The following is a 15,274-nucleotide window of genomic DNA, read 5'->3' on the forward strand; positions in this document are numbered from 1 at the left end:
GGTTCCATGGCAGGCGACAGCCTGGCTTCTGCCAAGTCAGTGATTCATGGCGTGATGAATCAGCTCGGCGATGCCGATAGCGTCAGCGTGACCCGCTTTGGTTCCACGGTCGAACACCTGCTCGCTCCCAGTCGGGCTGTGGCCGAGGTCAAACACCGAATCCAACCAGCCATCGCGCGCATGGAGGCTGATCTGGGCGGTACGGAGATGGCATTGGCTCTGCGCGCCGTGTTTGAGCTCCAGGGTGGCACCGCCGAGGTCTCGAAGGATGTGCTCCTCCTGACGGACGGGGAGATCTGGGAGATTGACGCCATCTTGGCCAGCGCCGTGGCCAGCCAACACCGAATCTTCGTCATCGGGCTTGGCGCGTCACCTGCCGAAGGCGTCCTGCGCGCTCTGGCTGAGAAGACGGGCGGTACAGCTGAGTTCGTGACACCGGGGGAGGCGTTTGAAGCCGCTGCCAAGCGGATGCTTGCGCGCATGCGTCAGCCACGTCACTGTGAGGCTTCCGTGTCATGGGGAGAGGCACCCGTCTGGCAGACGCAGCTGCCGAGCAATGTCTACGGCGGCGACACCGTCGTCGCGTTCGCAGGCTTTGCGGCACCGTGTGTCCTGGCTCCACGGCTGCTGGCCAAGGATGACCGAGGACATGCCGTGCTCCTGTCTAGCGCCAGTGCCAGTACGGAGTCGAGCGGTGCGACGCTGTCGCGCATGGCAGCAGCCAAGCGAATGGCGCACTGTGACGAGCGCGAGGCACTGGCGCTCGCACTCAGCCACCAACTGCTGTCCAGCCAGACCCATTGCATCCTTGTGCATGTTCGAGAGGCCAACGACAAAGCAACCGACGAAGCGCAGTTGCACCAGGTGCAGTCGATGCTTGCCGCGGGATGGGGGGCCACGTCAAGCGTCATGGCTGCACCAGCACTTGGCGCCTTGGCATCCGCGCCCACGGCCTGGCGGCACAGCCGGGCTGGCATGCCCGCGCCAGACTTCATGCTCTCCGTGGCTGGTGCGTTTGACTTTTCCTGCGAGGACGAGCCCACGTCATCGTGCGCGCAGCACGACGAAAGCGGGTTCGCGACGATGCGCATGGTTGCACAGGGCATCCACGCGTACCTCCTGACCGCTGGCAACATCGATTCGCTGGACAACTACTGCTGGTCGCTCTCGATTCACAACGACTTGAGGGATGCCATCGAGGAGGTGGGGGCACTCGTTGCCGAACCATCCGTGGCTTGGCTTCTGCTGGCTCACTGGATCAACAGCCGCTCCGGCGGCCTCGGTGATCCGGAACTGTCGAACGCGCTGACTGCACCTCTGAGCAGGCTGGATCGCAGCATCGTCAACGAGTCCAAGAGAACGTTCGACAGGTCCTTGGGGCTTTACGGATTGGATGACTGGAAGAGCTCTCGGCTGCGCCGGCTCACCAGCTTGCTGAACCGGGCGGCGGGCTAGCGCACGGAGGGGGAGCTGCCGGAGCTCGTTGGCGACATTGACTAGCAATCGATGGAGCAGCTGGCCTGAAGACGCTGCGGGCGATGGAGAGCGATTTAATCGGCAGACGGAACAGCCAAACTCCACGCTATGTGCTCGAACTACAAGCCTGTGACCCTTGAAGACCGCCTGCTGGCGCACTTCGGGGTCGTACGTCCAGACGATGAGACGCCGGTTGAAACATGGCCGGGCTACCGAGCCCCTTTCATCGTGCGGGCTGACGACAAAGAAGCAGCTGGGCGCGAGGCGATGGCCGGCCAGTACGGGTTGCTGCCGCACTGGTCGAAGGACATGCTGCTCGGGCGCAAGACCTACAACTGCCGCTCGGGGACAGACGACGAACGGACGTTCCACATGCAAGAGAGAAGGCCTATGGCTTCCGAATCAACTCAGCCAACAGTGGCTCGGCAAACGTCGCTTGCCGTTTGTCAAGTTTTCCGCTCAGCAGTAGCAGTTCAAGACCCACAAGCGCCATGTGCCGACCGCCTGGACCGCCGCCACCAGCCAGCTCGGCAAAGAAGTCAAACGCGAGTGCCGGCGGGTACTTACGCGCAACCAGATCGCTTGCTGCGTGTCTCAACATTTCGTCGCCGAAGCTATCAGCCTCAGCCCCAAAGGTTTGCAAAAGCACACGGCGCTGCTCGGCGGTCAGTTTGTCAAAGTCGTTGTAAAGGCTAAGCACGAAGGCGCGCGCACCGGTTAGCGAGGTGATGTCGGTGTCATGCAGCGCACTCACGAAAAACTCGAATACCGCCTGCGGCCAGACATCCTTCGTGAGCTGTTCGTACTCGATTTCGAAGCAAAGATCGTCGAGGGCAGACTTCTTCCCGGACTTGACCGCCGCAGCCAGCTTCTGAATATAAGGAACCATACTCACGGTCAAGCTCACGGAACGGCAGCATTTGCCGGAATGGTCCACCACAGGGGTGGCAGTAGCGAAGGCAGCATTCGAACGCATCGATAGACGACGTATCCGCCGGCCACCGTGGCCACGACCGCCCCGGCGGTGCATTCAGGGCAGCTATTGCCCTCATCCTTGTCGTCGGGCTCACATTCGTCGTCGTAGCGTTTCTCCCACTTTCTAACGACGCTATCGCGGTCATTGATCAAAGTTCGATGCCCACGCATCGTTGAACGCAGCGGCTCGTTTGTCGGGCTGGCGAGGCGCTCAGGCAAACCGCCCTTTTGCAAATCCAGCCAACGATCATCCAAATCCTTCATAAGGTTGTCGATCTTTCGCTGTAGCGCTTTGCAGTGGGGACTACTCGCTTTCTGCTTGAGCCCCAACGGGTCTGCGTAGCTCAGCGGGTTGCCACCCACATATGCGTACGTGTTTATGCCGCCCGCGAGCCCGATGGGGTCAGATTGAACATATCTTCCCCAGTCTGGAATGTAGTCTCTATGCCAGTTGTAGAACCAGCCTGACTCGGCGTCATAGATTTGCCCTGGCATACGCAGATTTAGCGTGTAAACACCAAAACCGTTGGGGTTGGCATTTGCAACGTTCCGTCCGAAGGGCTCTACCGAGTCCCAACGCCAAACAATCGCATGATCGCTACTACGCGCTACTACACGCGGAGTTCCAAGGTGATCCGCGTAGACGTAGCCGAGCCCTCCTGCCGCCTTCAAAACGCCGACCGGGTACTCATTGAGATAAACGATTTCGTAGAGTGGTGCACCTGTAGCGTCATATTCACCAAGCAAGCGCCCCTCTTCGCTATAAACGTAGTGCGAAGTTCCGCTGCTAATAATCGCGACCGGCCCCGACTTGAATACACGTTGATCGAGCGCATTGTACAGGTAGGAAACCGTCCCACCGGCGCGCACGGCACTATTTAGGCGGCCGCGGTCGCTGTAAGCCAGCGTGCTATTCCCATCATTCGTAAGATTCCCGGCCAAGTCGTAGCTTTGCGCCTGGGTCAACGGGCTTCCACCGCCGGGGCTTTGCACGCTTGTATATCGATTGCTTGTAGCACTGACTGATAAGGTATAGACAGCACCGCTCACGGTGCTTTGTGTACGGTTTCCATTTGCGTCCCAGAGGTACCCGTACGAAGCTGTACCCGACTGCGCACTAATCAGTCTGTCCAGCCCATCGTAAGAAAATAGCTGATCCAAGGAAGGAATGGTCGAGTGGGTATAGCCAACGATTCTTCCCGCCGCGTCGTAACTCAGGGTGCGCAACGCTCCGGCTGACGCGCCGACGCCGCCTAGCTTGCCTAACGGATAGCTGCCAATTCGGCCGTACGCATCAAACCCGCGCTGATATAGAGTCGCGTCGCCCCATTGCCAAGTTTGTGGGCTACCCAGCCCGTGGTATGTGATGTTCGTAACTAGCGGGATTCCGTCGACGTAAATGGCGCCAACACGGCCTGTGTAATCGAAGTCGTACGTTACGGTTCTGCCGCTCGGATAGGCAATTGATTGGAGCTTGCTCGTCGCCGGCCCACTTCCACCCCAACCGTACCCGACATTGAACGTCTTCGACGTTGGTCCACTACCGCTGGTTTGAGTTTTGGAGACGACGTGCCCAAAGCCGTCGTACGCGAACGTCGTGCTTCCAGATTCATCGCTGAAACCACTCAGTCGTCCTACCGCATTGGCACCAATATCGTAAGTAAAGATGGTAGGAACGCCGCTGCTGTAATCAATACGTACTAAACGATTAAGCACATCGTAGCTGTAAGTAGAGACCTTGCCGCGTGCATCAGTGAACGTCGCGAGTTGGCCTAACTCGTTATAGGTAGCGGTACTGGCTCCAGTATCCGGACTTTGCTGCACCGAAGTATTCCCCAACCCGTCAACAACATAGGTCGTCTTCAAGTTTCGTGGATCAGTGACTTGCACCAATGCCCCACGTCCGTCGTAGTTCATGCCAATTGTGGGGCGGGGCTGACCAGAGACAGGAGCAGGCTGGGTGACCCTGGCGACCTGGTCATGCAAGTCATAGGTCCGTTCGGTGACCCCATCGTTTGGGTCGATCATCTTGGTCTCGCGGCCCTTGGCGTTGTACTCAAAATTCCAGGTCATAGCTTGACCTGGCGCTGCTCCGCTGTCGCTACTAATCAACAGCTCGAGCGACTGAGAGCTGCTGGGTGAGTTGAGCGAATCACCGTCATAGGCAGCTGTAATCGTCCGGACGCTCGGCACGGCGAAGCTTGTAGATGCTGTCGCACCAGCGCCGGTTACCGGCACAGTTGCGATGACCGCTGCTCCATCTCTGAACGTGATGGTCCCAGTGGGCGAGGTGGCGCTCAATGTTGCAATCAGCGTAATGGCTTGTCCTGGCGTTGCTGGGTTTGGGTTTCCTGCGAGTGAGATCGCAGTGGTGCGGCGACCAACGTTCTGATTAAGCGCTGCTGATGTGCTTTGCGCATTTCGCGTATCACCACCATATGTGGCGACCAGCCGATGCACTCCAACGGCTGAAAGTCGGGTGGCGAGGGTGGCCTTTCCATTGACCAGATTGACGACTCCCAATGTCGTGCTGCCATCTGTGAATGTCACCGACCCCGAAGGAGTGACCCCTGTCACCGAAGCAACAAGGGTCAACGCCTGCCCCGCCTCGGCAGGGTTCGCACTTGTAGAAAGCACTGTCGTTGTTGGGGGGAGCGTGACAACCTGAGACACCGGGCTCGACGTCGCGGTGCTGTTGGCAACGTCCCCCGCGTAGACCGCAGTAAGACTGTGGCTACCAGTAGTGGTAAAGCCTTTCGCTAGAACGGCCCGCCCAGCGCTGATGGTCGCGCTTCCAAGCGTGCTGTTGCCGTCCTTGAAGGTCACCGTGCCCGAGGGGGTGTCCCCAGTCACAAGTGCCGTCAGGTTGACGCTCTGGTTGATGACCGATGGATTTGGACTGCTGGCAAGTGTGACCGCCGCGGCGTTCTTTGCCTTAACGGTGAGGTTCTGCGGAACCGACGTGCTGACGCTGTTGACGCCATCGCCGTTGTAGACCACCTTCATGGAGTGACTGCCAGCAGTGCTGAAAGACCGAGAGAATCTCGCTTGCCCGCCGACCAAGCTTGCTGTAGCCAGCGAACTGTTGCCATCCATCAGGGTCACGGTGCCGGAGGGGCTCTCCCCGGAGACGGTCACCACGAAACTGATTGCCTGACCAACATAGGCCGGGTTGGTGCCAATCGTGAAGGAGACTGTCGTAGGCTTTCGGGGAAGAACTGTCACTCTCTGTGCGGCAGAGACACTGGAACTATTGCCCGCGTCGCCCACGTAGCTCGCGGTAACTGTGTGGTCGCCTGCGGCCGCTATACCCTTGGTCAGCGTCGCAGTACCTCCGGAGACGTTTGCGTAACCCAGCGTTGTCGATCCGTCCTTAAAAGTCACTTGCCCGGTAGGATTGGAACCAGTCACTGTCGCCACAAAAGTGATGGCCTGGGTTTCGGTGGCCGGGTTCGGGCTAGCGGAAAGCGTGGTAGTGGTCACTGTCTTCGGATTAACTACCAAACTCAGCGGTGACGAAGTCGAGCCCGCATTGGGGGCATCTCCTAAGTACTCTCCTGTCAACACGTGTGTGCCGGCAGTGCTGAAGCTAGCAGTGACTGTTCCCTTGCCGCCAGACAAGCTGGTACTTGCCACGACCTTCGCGCCTTCCATCACCCGCACCGACCCAGTGGGAGCTACGCCACCTGACACTGTGATTGTCAGTTTGGCGTACTGACCGACGAACGCTGGATTAATGTCCGAGCTCAATGTGGCGCTTGTCGCCGTTTGCGGGCTTACTGTCAGCGCCACCGCACTGGAAACGCTAGGGTCGTTGCTGGCATTCCCTGAATAGGCCGCGGTAAGGCTGTGACTTCCGCTGACACTAAAGCTACGAGTCAACGTGGCTTTACCAGCGGATAGGCTGGCGACCCCAAGTGAGGTCGCACCATCCATGAACGTCACCGTGCCCGTTGGACTCGCACCTGTAACCATCGCCGTCAGCGTGACGTTCCGATTGGCATATGCTGGATTCGGGCTGGCGACCAAGGTTGTGGTGGTCGTCGTCAAAGCGATCGCGTATGCCGTCGGGGCAAGGCACAGCACCGCTACGCGTACGAAGAAGTCCAGCGCCCGCGCAAGCACAGAAGCCCCTGCCCTTCGGTAATAGGGCACATTGGCATAAAACATAGTTGACTCCCTTAGAGACTAGCTTCGCTCGCGTCAGTTGGAAGCGCCAGTGATTTGTTGAACCCGATTTAGCGCGTCGAAAACGCGCGTGATGCTGCGCGCAAGGTCACCAGCCGAATCTCTAGCCGTTTCCGACACGCGGTTCCCTGCCTCGTCAAGCTCGTAGCTGACCGTGTTTCCTGCCGCGTCGGTCACACCAATCAGTCGATGTGCAGAGTCATAGGTGAACGACAAGACGCCCCCATCAGGCATCTGCACCGATTTGAGCTGTCCGGCCGCATCGTTCTGATAGACGGTGGTTTGCGTTGCTCCTGAACTCGTGCTGATAGTCACACTCTGGACCAGTCCTCGAACCGAGTACACGATGTCAGTCGTCGTTCCATTAGGATCGACAACTTGCAAAACCCGACCGTTCTTGTCGTACCGCGTGTAACGGACAACATGACTGGCGGCGTTTGTAGCCGTTCGCAGATCTCCAGGTGAATGATCTGTATGGGCATCTTCGAAGTAGACGTAGCTCGTCAAACGATTTCTTGGGTCAGTCTGAGATAGAACAGATCCATTGTGATCGTAGGTGTACTTCCAGACTCTACTTGGCGTCGTCGGCACCAATGAGGCAGCGAAGCCCTGAGATCCATTCGGGTCGCTGGTGGCCTGCTCCACCCTCTTGCAAAGAGCAACGATCGGTTTGCCGTCAGGTAATGTTGCGTTAGCAGGGGCGCAGGTAGCTATTGCATTCGAGCTGAACGGATCCGGTTGACCGTTATAGACGTAAGTCGTCAACAGCTTGGGCTCAGCCACCTTCGTCTGAAGGCGCCAGTCTGGGTGCCACCGAGTGCTTGTCTTCCTTGCATCAACGGGCAGGGACGCGCCAACCCCCGTCACTCCTGCACAGGACGTCGTGTTCAGTAGCCCTCGAACGGCCGTCGTCTCGAGGTTGCGACTGAGGTCATACACCTTGCATTCACGGCTACCGTTGAAGTCATCGCGACTAGTTGCGTTGCCGTTTGCATCGTACGAGATTGCACTACTCGATGCTTGGCATCCAGCACCTCCTGGCTGCGACACCCCCGTCAACCGCACCGAGCCCTGAATGGACGTGAACGTGTATACGTATTTGCTGCCACGTGGGTCGGTCAACGTCGATTGCCCGGCAGTCTTGGCCTGCCCACTCGCAGCGTCGAAGCCGATCAAGGAGTCGTAGATAATCTTGTATTCATTCGCAACTGCAGATGGCGACGGAATTTGCTGCTCACCCACAGCATGTCCCAAGTTGTTGTAAAAGTAATTGATATACCGATCGTTGTTCTCGTCTTGAATCCCGGTTAAGGCACGCGCTTGAGAAACCCCGCCATTGAACGAGCTTTCGTTGTAAAAATATCGCCTTGCGCGGCCATCTGCATACGTCACGGCAGAGATGTTTGAAAACGCGTCGTATTCCAAACCAATAGATTGGCCGTCCGGCATAATAACAGTGATGACGCGCTTCTTTGAACTGTCGTAGATAAAGCTCAAAGCTCTGCCGAAGCCATCACTAACATTCAATAAATAGCCAGGGCCAGGAGCGACCGATAATGGCGTGCTGGCATCGCTATAAGCCAACGTAAGCAACCTTCCCGACGCTGACTGAATTTTTGTCAACTTTCCGTCCGCATCGTATACCTCGATGGAGGACCGGCTAGAATCGTAGTACCTCCAGCCAACCAGGGTGCCTGAGGCAGGAAGACGGACTAAGCTATCGTTCACATCCGGGTCGGCAGCGAAAACCCCGCCGACCTGAGTGAAGTAAATAATTCGTCCATCTGGGCGCGTAGCGCTTGCGCCCAAAGAAGTTGTCGCGATAACGGCATCGTAGTTCGAGCGCCAAGTCGAACCCAGCATACTCCCCGGCGCCGCAACCGGTGCGCTGTTGTAATACCGAGATAGCGTTAGCCCGCCTTCGCCAGACTTAAAATCGATTTCGTGAAGGTACTTGTTCGCCGTGCCGATGCTTATCGGATATGGCGTACTCGGGCACTTTCCTAGATCCTTCGAGAGAGTGCCGCAATATCTAGGAATGCTCGAGTTTGCACCGAAGTTAGCAGTGCATTGAAGGTTGCCCAGATTAACGTTAGCACGAGACGCTGTGGTCGGACATTGAGGCGTCTTGGGTATGGCGCCTGCCGCTCGATATAACGGAAAGCAAACCTCATCGCCTGGGTCCGCAACTGCAAATGTTCCAATGAACGGCGCGCACACAAGAGCCAGCACGCCAATCGCGCGAGTAGCAGACGACATCGAATCCCCCTGATTCGCGAAGCTTAATGCTCTGCAGAAAGGCACATTGCCCTTCTTGCATCAGAGCGCTCACGATCATTTGTATTTGGCCAGTGTATGGACTGTCACTATTGCGGACGACCCCAAGGCTTAGGGAAATGCTGATTTATCCGGGCTGACCGCGATGCGCGGCGGACGCGGCGGCGGCAGGATCACGATATGAGTCAACGCAGCTTTGCCAGCGCCGAATACGCCCTGAAGAAGAAGCGCACGCGGCGCGAGGTGTTTCTCGCGGACATGGAGCGCATCGTCCCGTGGTCGCGACTGGAGGCGGCAATTGCACCGTCGTACCCGCGCAGTTGCCGGGTCGGCCGCCCGCCCATCGGCGTGCCGAAGATGCTGCGCATGTACTGCCTGCAGCAGTGGTACGGTCTGGCAGACGCGGCCCTGGAGGACGCGCTGTATGACAGCCAGTCGATGCGCGACTTCGTCGGCATTGACCTGTCGCGTGAGGCGGTGCCCGACGCCACGACGCTGCTGAAGTTCCGGCGCCTGTTACTGGCCAACGACCTGACCAAGGTGCTGTTCGACGAGATCAACGCCCATCTGGCCGAGCAAGGCCTGCTGATGCGCTCGGGCACCATCGTGGACGCGACGATCATCGCTGCGCCCAGTTCGACGAAGAACGCCACGGGCGAGCGCGGCCCCGACATGCACCAAGCAAAGAAGGGCAACCAGTGGCACTTCGGGATGAAGGCGCACATCGGTGTGGATGCCGAGTCAGGGCTGGTGCACACAGTCATCGGCACGGCGGCCAACGTCAACGATGTGACGCAGGCCGGTGCGTTACTGCATGGACAGGAGACGTCGGCCTTTGGCGATGCCGGCTACCGAGGCGTGGACAAGCGCGAAGAGGCCAAGGGGCCGACCTGGTTCGTCGCCATGCAGCCGGGCAAGCGCCGGGCGTTGGACATGACGAAGAAGTGGGCGCGGCTGCTGGAGAAGGCCGAACAGCTGAAGGCCGCCATGCGGGCCAAGGTCGAGCATCCATTCCATGTCGTGAAGAACCAGTTCCGCCATCGCAAGGCTCGCTACAAGGGCATGGTGAAGAACCAGGGGCAGCTGTTCAGCCTGTTCGGGCTGGCCAATCTCGTGATCGCCAAGCGATCTTTGTTGGACCTGCAAGCCCGAGGTGCGTCTTGAGCGGCCAGGTGGGGCAGCAAACGGCCCCAAAAGCACAGACGCAGCCGCTGACCGGCACCGAATTCAAGCCGCGTCGCCGCGGCCCATGCGCTGGCGGGTCGCAGATCGCTCAACTGGCCTATTGATCAGCGTGTCCCTAAGTTCTAGCACCTGCCGAAGCAGGCTTGATATGCAAGAAAACAAACAATGGTGACGACCGCAACAGCAGTGTGCGTGCATCTCCATTTATGTGCAAATGCGTCTGCGCTGTTTCTTTTCTCAACGGTGGCATGCTGGCGTTGAACTAATGAGATGAAAAGACCGTCGGGTGTTGCGCATTCGAAACGAATGCCGCTACTCGACGTGCGTCGCCAAAAAGATTGCAAGTGCACCAAGGTGAAACGCGACTGTTCGCGATGTGCGTCACTGGCGGGATCGATGACCGAAAGCTGCGGGGACCGCCCAAGAGTCGCGACTGAAATGCAACTTCGGACGCTTGCGACAACTTGTTCTCGCCGTCTACTGACTGGATGCGCGGACCGTAAAGCGGCAGACGCGCCACGGAATTTCCCAGCGCCCTACTCCGCCACACTGTCCGCTTGCTTCAAGTGCCCTGACCTCCGCAGCTTGCGCTCCAACTTGCGTCGCAGAGCGGTCAGCAGCGCGTCAGGGGTCTCGGCGGCGACCACAGCCACTACACCCGATTGCGCCACGAACTTGACCACCGTCTTGCCATTGCGACTCAGGGTTTGCATTGAAGCCCTGTCGCTCCTGGTCTCATTGGTGAACGCCTTCAGGTCGCTCATCGCGCAGGGACCTCGGCTGTAGTCAGTCGATCCCCAGCCGCCGCGCGGTACGAGCGGCGTCATGCAGGCCGCACCGGCAGGCGACACGGACCAGGCATGGCAGGCCCAACGCCAGCGTGATCGGGATCAGGATCAAAAGGAAGTGCATGCCAGTCTCCACGCGTCAGCGCGGCGATATCGCCCTCAACGCGGTGTCGTCAGAGCTGATCCGTTGCGGCTCACCGCGACGCCACCCAGCTCCTGACGCAAAGCATATCCAGAAGGCAGCCTCGCCGCTTGCACGCGCGACCACCGTCAACCACCAAAAATGCCCGCTGCAATCAAAGGAGCAGCTCCGCTGCGTCCGACCGCAACGAGGTTCACGACGTTCGTCAGAGGGTTCGCAGTTCGAAGTCAACGAACTCGCTGTTGCGGATCTGGTTCTCGACGTGGCGTGTGTTCGTGGGCCCGAAGATCACGATCGGATAGCGGTGCAGCATCTCGCCGAGCGATACGCTGGACTGAAATGCGTGCAGCAAAAGGCTCACGACACGCCCCTCCGGGGACCACTCGATGAAAGCCAAGTCGCTCCCAAACCACTCGCCCGTCCTTGGCCCTGGCACCACGGGCAAGTTGAACAGTCGGCTCAGCTTGCCCGCGAAAGCCGGCTTGTAGACCTTCACCGTGTTGCCTCGCCCCTTGCACAACGCACCGTACACCGCCGCGACCGGATCAGCATCGGCGTCAGGCACGTAGCTATTCATCATGGAGCTGGCGGTTTCGATCGGCTTGTCGGTGTCCATGCGCCTGGACAGCGTCAGCATGCCCAGGTTGACACTCTTGAGGCGATAGCCCGCCTGCACCAGGGCAGGCGTCGGGCTCTCCTTCTTTCCGTCCTCGAGCATCACGTAGAACCCATCGACGAGCGCCTTGTCGGGCATCGCCTCGTAGAGCTTCTTGCGGTTCGCCGCGGCCTTCTCTGCGATCCAGTCGAGGAATGCGTATGCGGGGCTGGCCGTCAGCAATGCGGTCGGTGCCGCCGCCATCTTCAACAGGCGTCGGCGTTGTTCGGTGCGCTGGTTCTGTGTCATGAGAGGGTAGCCTCCTTCGGGCTGGGTTGTTGGTTCAGCGATCAAAGAACATGACGACAGCCTCGCCGCCATCTCGTGCGGCCACGACGAGCCTGCCGTCGGACAGGCGGAGCAGGCCTGCACATGTGGCGTCGTTGGTGCCGGCAATCAGTCGGCGACCTTGGTAGCCGACGGTGGTGTCAGGTTTTCCGTCGGCCGTGATGTCCACGAGCGAGAGCGCTTGTCCCAGCAAGAGGCTCCTCATCACATGACCACAGCCGATGTAGCCACCGCGTCCGTGCGGCATCCACTGGGCTGTGGCCTCGGTGCTGCTGTAGCCCCAATCCCAGGTCAGGAATCCACCCGCACCAAACTCTGGCCTGAGCTGGCCGGATTGGAGGTCCATGGCCGCGACCATGCTGTCGTTGGAGTTGAAGTCCGAGCTCGTCACGGAAGAGCCGCTCGCCACGCTCACGATCACCCGGTCGCCCTCGACCAGCAGGGAGTCCGTGTTCCCGGTCCCCAGGCTCAGACTGGGATAGCGCTGCACGCCGGCTGTGCCGAACGTGGCCACCGGCAAGCCCTTGCTGTTCAGCTTCAGGAGGGCTGGCTGATAAGCCACCTGCGCGCCGGCGGAGCCAGAAATCAAGATGTCGCCGTTGCTGGCGACGGCTAGCGATTTGACGAGGAAGCCGTCCGCGTTGGGGTTGGTCGCCAGGCCGTTCGTGCCGAACTGACTGTCCCAGACACCATTGCCCATGAAGCGGCGCAGGAGAACTTGACCAGGGATGGCCGCTGCAACCAGCACACCATCGTTGCGATCGCGCTCGAGCGCGATGCGTGTCACCGTGACCAAGCCGCTGAGAGGGATGCTGATCACGCCTTGAGCGCCGAAGCTGGGGTCCGCCGCGCACGTTGCTTCATCGAAGCGAGCCACGAACACCGTCCCGGGGCCCATGAATGCCGCGTAGAAGCGTCCGCTTTGCACCGTGGTCATCGACACCGGACCTTGGCGCCGATCAAAGCGCGTGTAGATCTCGGACAGGAAGCGCAGCCCGTCGGCGCCGCAGGTATTGGCACCACCGATCTTGCGAAGGAATGGGCGTCCGGCATCGCCATCCTCGGCCCCCAGTGCCCAGACGCCGCCATCCGTGGACTGGGTGATGCCCGCCAGGCCGATGCGTACCGAACCAACGCCTTTCCAGCGCACGGTGCTGCTTGGGGTGACCGAAGTATCACGGGGGTCGGTGAGCGCTGCAGGCGGTGCAGAGCTCGTCGCCGTCTGCTCCCCTCCTCCGCCGCCGCATGCCGCAAGGCCCATGACGGAGGCAAGGCCGAAGCAGGCCAAAGCAAGCGGCGCGAGGCTGCTCTTGGGCGAGTTCTTCATCAGGCATCTTCCCTAGACCGCACTGTGCTGGGCCGATGTCATGCGCCAGATGTGCGAATTAGTGTGTGTACGAATGAGTGTACGGACGGGACAGTCCCGCCGTGCGAGCGAGTGTTCAGTTCAAGTTTGGGATGCGAGTCCGTCAGCTCAGGCTGGCGGCCGGCCTGACGCAGGAGGACCTCGCCCACCGCTGCGGCCTCTTCCGTACGTACATGAGCCGTATCGAGACCGGTCGCGCCAATCCCACGCTGACGATGGTGGACGCCCTGGCAACAAGCCTGAAGGTACCGATCGCTTCGCTGTTCGAGACTGACATGTCGGGCGTAAGCGAGTCCTAGACCGGCCCTGTCGAGGTGTGGTGTTCATCGCTTGCACCTCCGCGTCCCACGTCGAGCGATGAAGGCCTGGTTGACCGTGCTTGTGTCACGAGCGACCAACCGACCGGCCAGCGGTGCGGCGCCCATCGCGCGTAAGCGCTCGAGCAAAGCCAATAGCTGCCAGACCAGCGTACCGTCAGCCCAGGCCCGGACATGCCGCATCGGCGTGAGCTTGAGCAGCAGATCGTCGCCCTGGTAATCGATCAGGTGCACGAACGCGCCGGCGTGTTCGCGGGTCCGCCAGCGGTAGCGCTCGATGTCCAGCACCGACCAGCGCAGCGTCTCCAAGGCACCGTTCGTGTCGCCGCGAAAGCCCTGCAGGCGAATGTCATGCTGGTCACCGACGCTTTCAACAGCGACTCGGCAGCATGCCGCCACGCGCAACAGCAGGTCTTCCATGAGCCACAGCGTGTCTTGCGCGACGAACGCCGCTGCGCTGCTGCCATGGCCGGACCGATCCAATAACCGCTCTTCGGGCTCACTGAGGAACGGAACGATGGCCGGAGGCATTCGGTCATCCGCTCCAACCGGCATCTGCCGGATCAGCCGGATGGCCGTGAGATGGGCTGCGGGCAGGAACCATTCGGTGTGCCCGTCCAGCACGTGACCTGGCGAGACGCTGTAGAACGCCAACCCACGGTGCAATGCTCGTTCAAACTGCTGAGCGCGAAGCGCCGTCGGCAGCCAGACGGCATGGGAGCTCACCAGGTCCAAGGCATCCACGCTGAACTCGGGCAAGCGCTGAACCCTGACCAGTGGGTCCAATGCCCAGCCAATCTTGAAGCGCAAGCCATCACGGCGCCGCAGCAGATAGACAGCGGCGGGCACAGGCAGGTCGCCCTGCATCGACGGATCGATAGCATTCATCGCCGGTCCTCCGGATCGTCGGCTGCGACTTCGGACACACGCAGGACAAAGCCGCCAAGTGCCGCGAGGAACTCGTCGCCATCCAGGCGTCCCGCTTCGTACAGGACACGAGCGGCGAGTACGGTCAGGTCATGTTGATCGGCCTCGATCCAGTAGCTTCCGGACAGATTGGCCTCCAGCTCGTCACCTTCTCGCACGATGGGGCCGACACGAGCCTGTCGCACCGCACTGACGTCGAGCATGGCCAGCAACGCGTTGGCTTGGTCGACGGGCGTGAGTTCGCGGTCTGCCAGAACCACGAATCGCATTTGAGAACCTTCGGCGCGCAGTTCGTGGCGACTCAGCCAGTCCTCGGTGCTGCGCTGAAAGCCGACCTCATCGCTGGGGGACGCGTTGCGCCGGAGTCGCACCGAGACCGCGAAGTGCGTGGGTTGCTTGGCGGGGAAGGTCAGAACGTTCATTGAGCCACCTCCAGCGTGGAAGTCGATCCGGTCGGCCTGGGGATACCCATGCAGCGCTGCGAGTGCCGCTCGCTGAGCGCCTGGCCGCACGGCATGTGACTGGTGGACGATCGCCGAGTCAGGGTCAGTGGCACCCGGCGAACACGACGGCTGCAGCGCCTCATGCCGCGGGGCCCGCCGGGCTTGGGGCTGATATGCACGCCCCCGCGACGGATTGCGATCCACACCCTGCGCCCGCAGCGCCACCAGGGCTCAGCCATGAGCCAAG

12 protein-coding genes are annotated in these 15,274 nt (G+C 60.3%); 3 read left to right on the forward strand and 9 right to left on the reverse strand.

Going from position 1 to position 15,274, the window contains the following annotated elements; genetic code table 11:
* Positions 1 to 1,455: VWA domain-containing protein (locus tag NYO99_RS20790; protein ID WP_268169219.1), on the forward strand; the 1,455-nt coding region annotated here is incomplete at its 5' end.
* A gap of 409 nt (positions 1,456 to 1,864) precedes the next feature.
* On the opposite strand, the gene NYO99_RS20795 is transcribed toward NYO99_RS20790, so the two are convergent.
* From NYO99_RS20795 to NYO99_RS20805, 3 genes are read right to left on the reverse strand one after another with little or no spacing between them, the layout of a single operon-like run.
* Positions 1,865 to 2,383 (reverse strand): hypothetical protein, encoded by a 519-nt coding sequence (locus NYO99_RS20795; protein WP_268169220.1) that lies wholly within the window; start codon positions 2,381 to 2,383, stop codon positions 1,865 to 1,867.
* Positions 2,380 to 6,621, reverse strand: a complete 4,242-nt coding sequence (locus tag NYO99_RS20800; protein WP_268169221.1) for an Ig-like domain repeat protein — start codon at positions 6,619 to 6,621, stop codon at positions 2,380 to 2,382. Before NYO99_RS20800 ends, NYO99_RS20795 begins: the two co-directional genes overlap by 4 nt.
* A gap of 33 nt (positions 6,622 to 6,654) precedes the next feature.
* Positions 6,655 to 8,898: a DUF6531 domain-containing protein gene (locus tag NYO99_RS20805; RefSeq protein WP_268169222.1), complete on the reverse strand. Its 2,244-nt coding sequence runs from the start codon at positions 8,896 to 8,898 to the stop codon at positions 6,655 to 6,657.
* Positions 8,899 to 9,096: 198 nt separating this feature from the next.
* On the opposite strand from NYO99_RS20805, the gene NYO99_RS20810 reads away from it, so the two are divergent.
* On the forward strand, positions 9,097 to 10,080 hold the full coding sequence (locus tag NYO99_RS20810; RefSeq protein WP_268169223.1) for an IS5 family transposase: 984 nt from the start codon (positions 9,097 to 9,099) through the stop codon (positions 10,078 to 10,080).
* A gap of 557 nt (positions 10,081 to 10,637) precedes the next feature.
* On the opposite strand, the gene NYO99_RS20815 is transcribed toward NYO99_RS20810, so the two are convergent.
* The 4 genes from NYO99_RS20815 to NYO99_RS20830 form a co-directional block, all read right to left on the reverse strand.
* Entirely contained in the window at positions 10,638 to 10,865 is a 228-nt protein-coding gene (locus NYO99_RS20815) for a hypothetical protein (RefSeq protein ID WP_268169224.1), read from the reverse strand.
* A gap of 22 nt (positions 10,866 to 10,887) precedes the next feature.
* Positions 10,888 to 11,013, reverse strand: coding sequence for a hypothetical protein (locus tag NYO99_RS20820; RefSeq protein ID WP_268169225.1), 126 nt, complete (start codon positions 11,011 to 11,013; stop codon positions 10,888 to 10,890).
* Between the two features lie 223 nt (positions 11,014 to 11,236).
* Positions 11,237 to 11,935: a hypothetical protein gene (locus tag NYO99_RS20825; protein ID WP_268169226.1), complete on the reverse strand. Its 699-nt coding sequence runs from the start codon at positions 11,933 to 11,935 to the stop codon at positions 11,237 to 11,239.
* A gap of 34 nt (positions 11,936 to 11,969) precedes the next feature.
* Positions 11,970 to 13,301 (reverse strand): NHL repeat-containing protein, encoded by a 1,332-nt coding sequence (locus NYO99_RS20830; RefSeq protein ID WP_268169227.1) that lies wholly within the window; start codon positions 13,299 to 13,301, stop codon positions 11,970 to 11,972.
* A gap of 131 nt (positions 13,302 to 13,432) precedes the next feature.
* On the opposite strand from NYO99_RS20830, the gene NYO99_RS21425 reads away from it, so the two are divergent.
* The gene (locus NYO99_RS21425; protein WP_422395526.1) at positions 13,433 to 13,639 is read left to right on the forward strand and encodes a helix-turn-helix domain-containing protein; all 207 of its coding nucleotides are present in this window, start codon (positions 13,433 to 13,435) and stop codon (positions 13,637 to 13,639) included.
* Between the two features lie 24 nt (positions 13,640 to 13,663).
* On the opposite strand, the gene NYO99_RS20835 is transcribed toward NYO99_RS21425, so the two are convergent.
* The gene (locus tag NYO99_RS20835) at positions 13,664 to 14,545 is read right to left on the reverse strand and encodes a GIY-YIG nuclease family protein (RefSeq protein WP_268169228.1); all 882 of its coding nucleotides are present in this window, start codon (positions 14,543 to 14,545) and stop codon (positions 13,664 to 13,666) included.
* Positions 14,542 to 15,006 (reverse strand): hypothetical protein, encoded by a 465-nt coding sequence (locus tag NYO99_RS20840; RefSeq protein WP_268169229.1) that lies wholly within the window; start codon positions 15,004 to 15,006, stop codon positions 14,542 to 14,544. The genes NYO99_RS20835 and NYO99_RS20840 overlap by 4 nt, the downstream gene beginning before the upstream one ends.
* Between the last annotated feature and the right edge of the window lie 268 nt (positions 15,007 to 15,274).

Origin of the sequence: Roseateles hydrophilus (assembly GCF_026712245.1) — a bacterium.
GTDB classification, from domain to species: Bacteria; Pseudomonadota; Gammaproteobacteria; order Burkholderiales; family Burkholderiaceae_C; genus Pelomonas; species Pelomonas hydrophilus.

What these genes read in the sequence shown, in the direction of transcription:
- NYO99_RS20800 (WP_268169221.1), bottom strand. Translation starts at nt 6,621, where the DNA reads ATGTTTTATGCCAATGTGCCCTATTACCGAAGGGCAGGGGCTTCTGTG.
- NYO99_RS20805 (WP_268169222.1), bottom strand. Translation starts at nt 8,898, where the DNA reads ATGTCGTCTGCTACTCGCGCGATTGGCGTGCTGGCTCTTGTGTGCGCG.
- NYO99_RS20810 (WP_268169223.1), top strand. Translation starts at nt 9,097, where the DNA reads ATGAGTCAACGCAGCTTTGCCAGCGCCGAATACGCCCTGAAGAAGAAG.
- NYO99_RS20815 (WP_268169224.1), bottom strand. Translation starts at nt 10,865, where the DNA reads ATGAGCGACCTGAAGGCGTTCACCAATGAGACCAGGAGCGACAGGGCT.
- NYO99_RS20820 (WP_268169225.1), bottom strand. Translation starts at nt 11,013, where the DNA reads ATGCACTTCCTTTTGATCCTGATCCCGATCACGCTGGCGTTGGGCCTG.
- NYO99_RS20825 (WP_268169226.1), bottom strand. Translation starts at nt 11,935, where the DNA reads ATGACACAGAACCAGCGCACCGAACAACGCCGACGCCTGTTGAAGATG.
- NYO99_RS20830 (WP_268169227.1), bottom strand. Translation starts at nt 13,301, where the DNA reads ATGAAGAACTCGCCCAAGAGCAGCCTCGCGCCGCTTGCTTTGGCCTGC.
- NYO99_RS21425 (WP_422395526.1), top strand. Translation starts at nt 13,433, where the DNA reads ATGCGAGTCCGTCAGCTCAGGCTGGCGGCCGGCCTGACGCAGGAGGAC.
- NYO99_RS20835 (WP_268169228.1), bottom strand. Translation starts at nt 14,545, where the DNA reads ATGAATGCTATCGATCCGTCGATGCAGGGCGACCTGCCTGTGCCCGCC.
- NYO99_RS20840 (WP_268169229.1), bottom strand. Translation starts at nt 15,006, where the DNA reads ATGAACGTTCTGACCTTCCCCGCCAAGCAACCCACGCACTTCGCGGTC.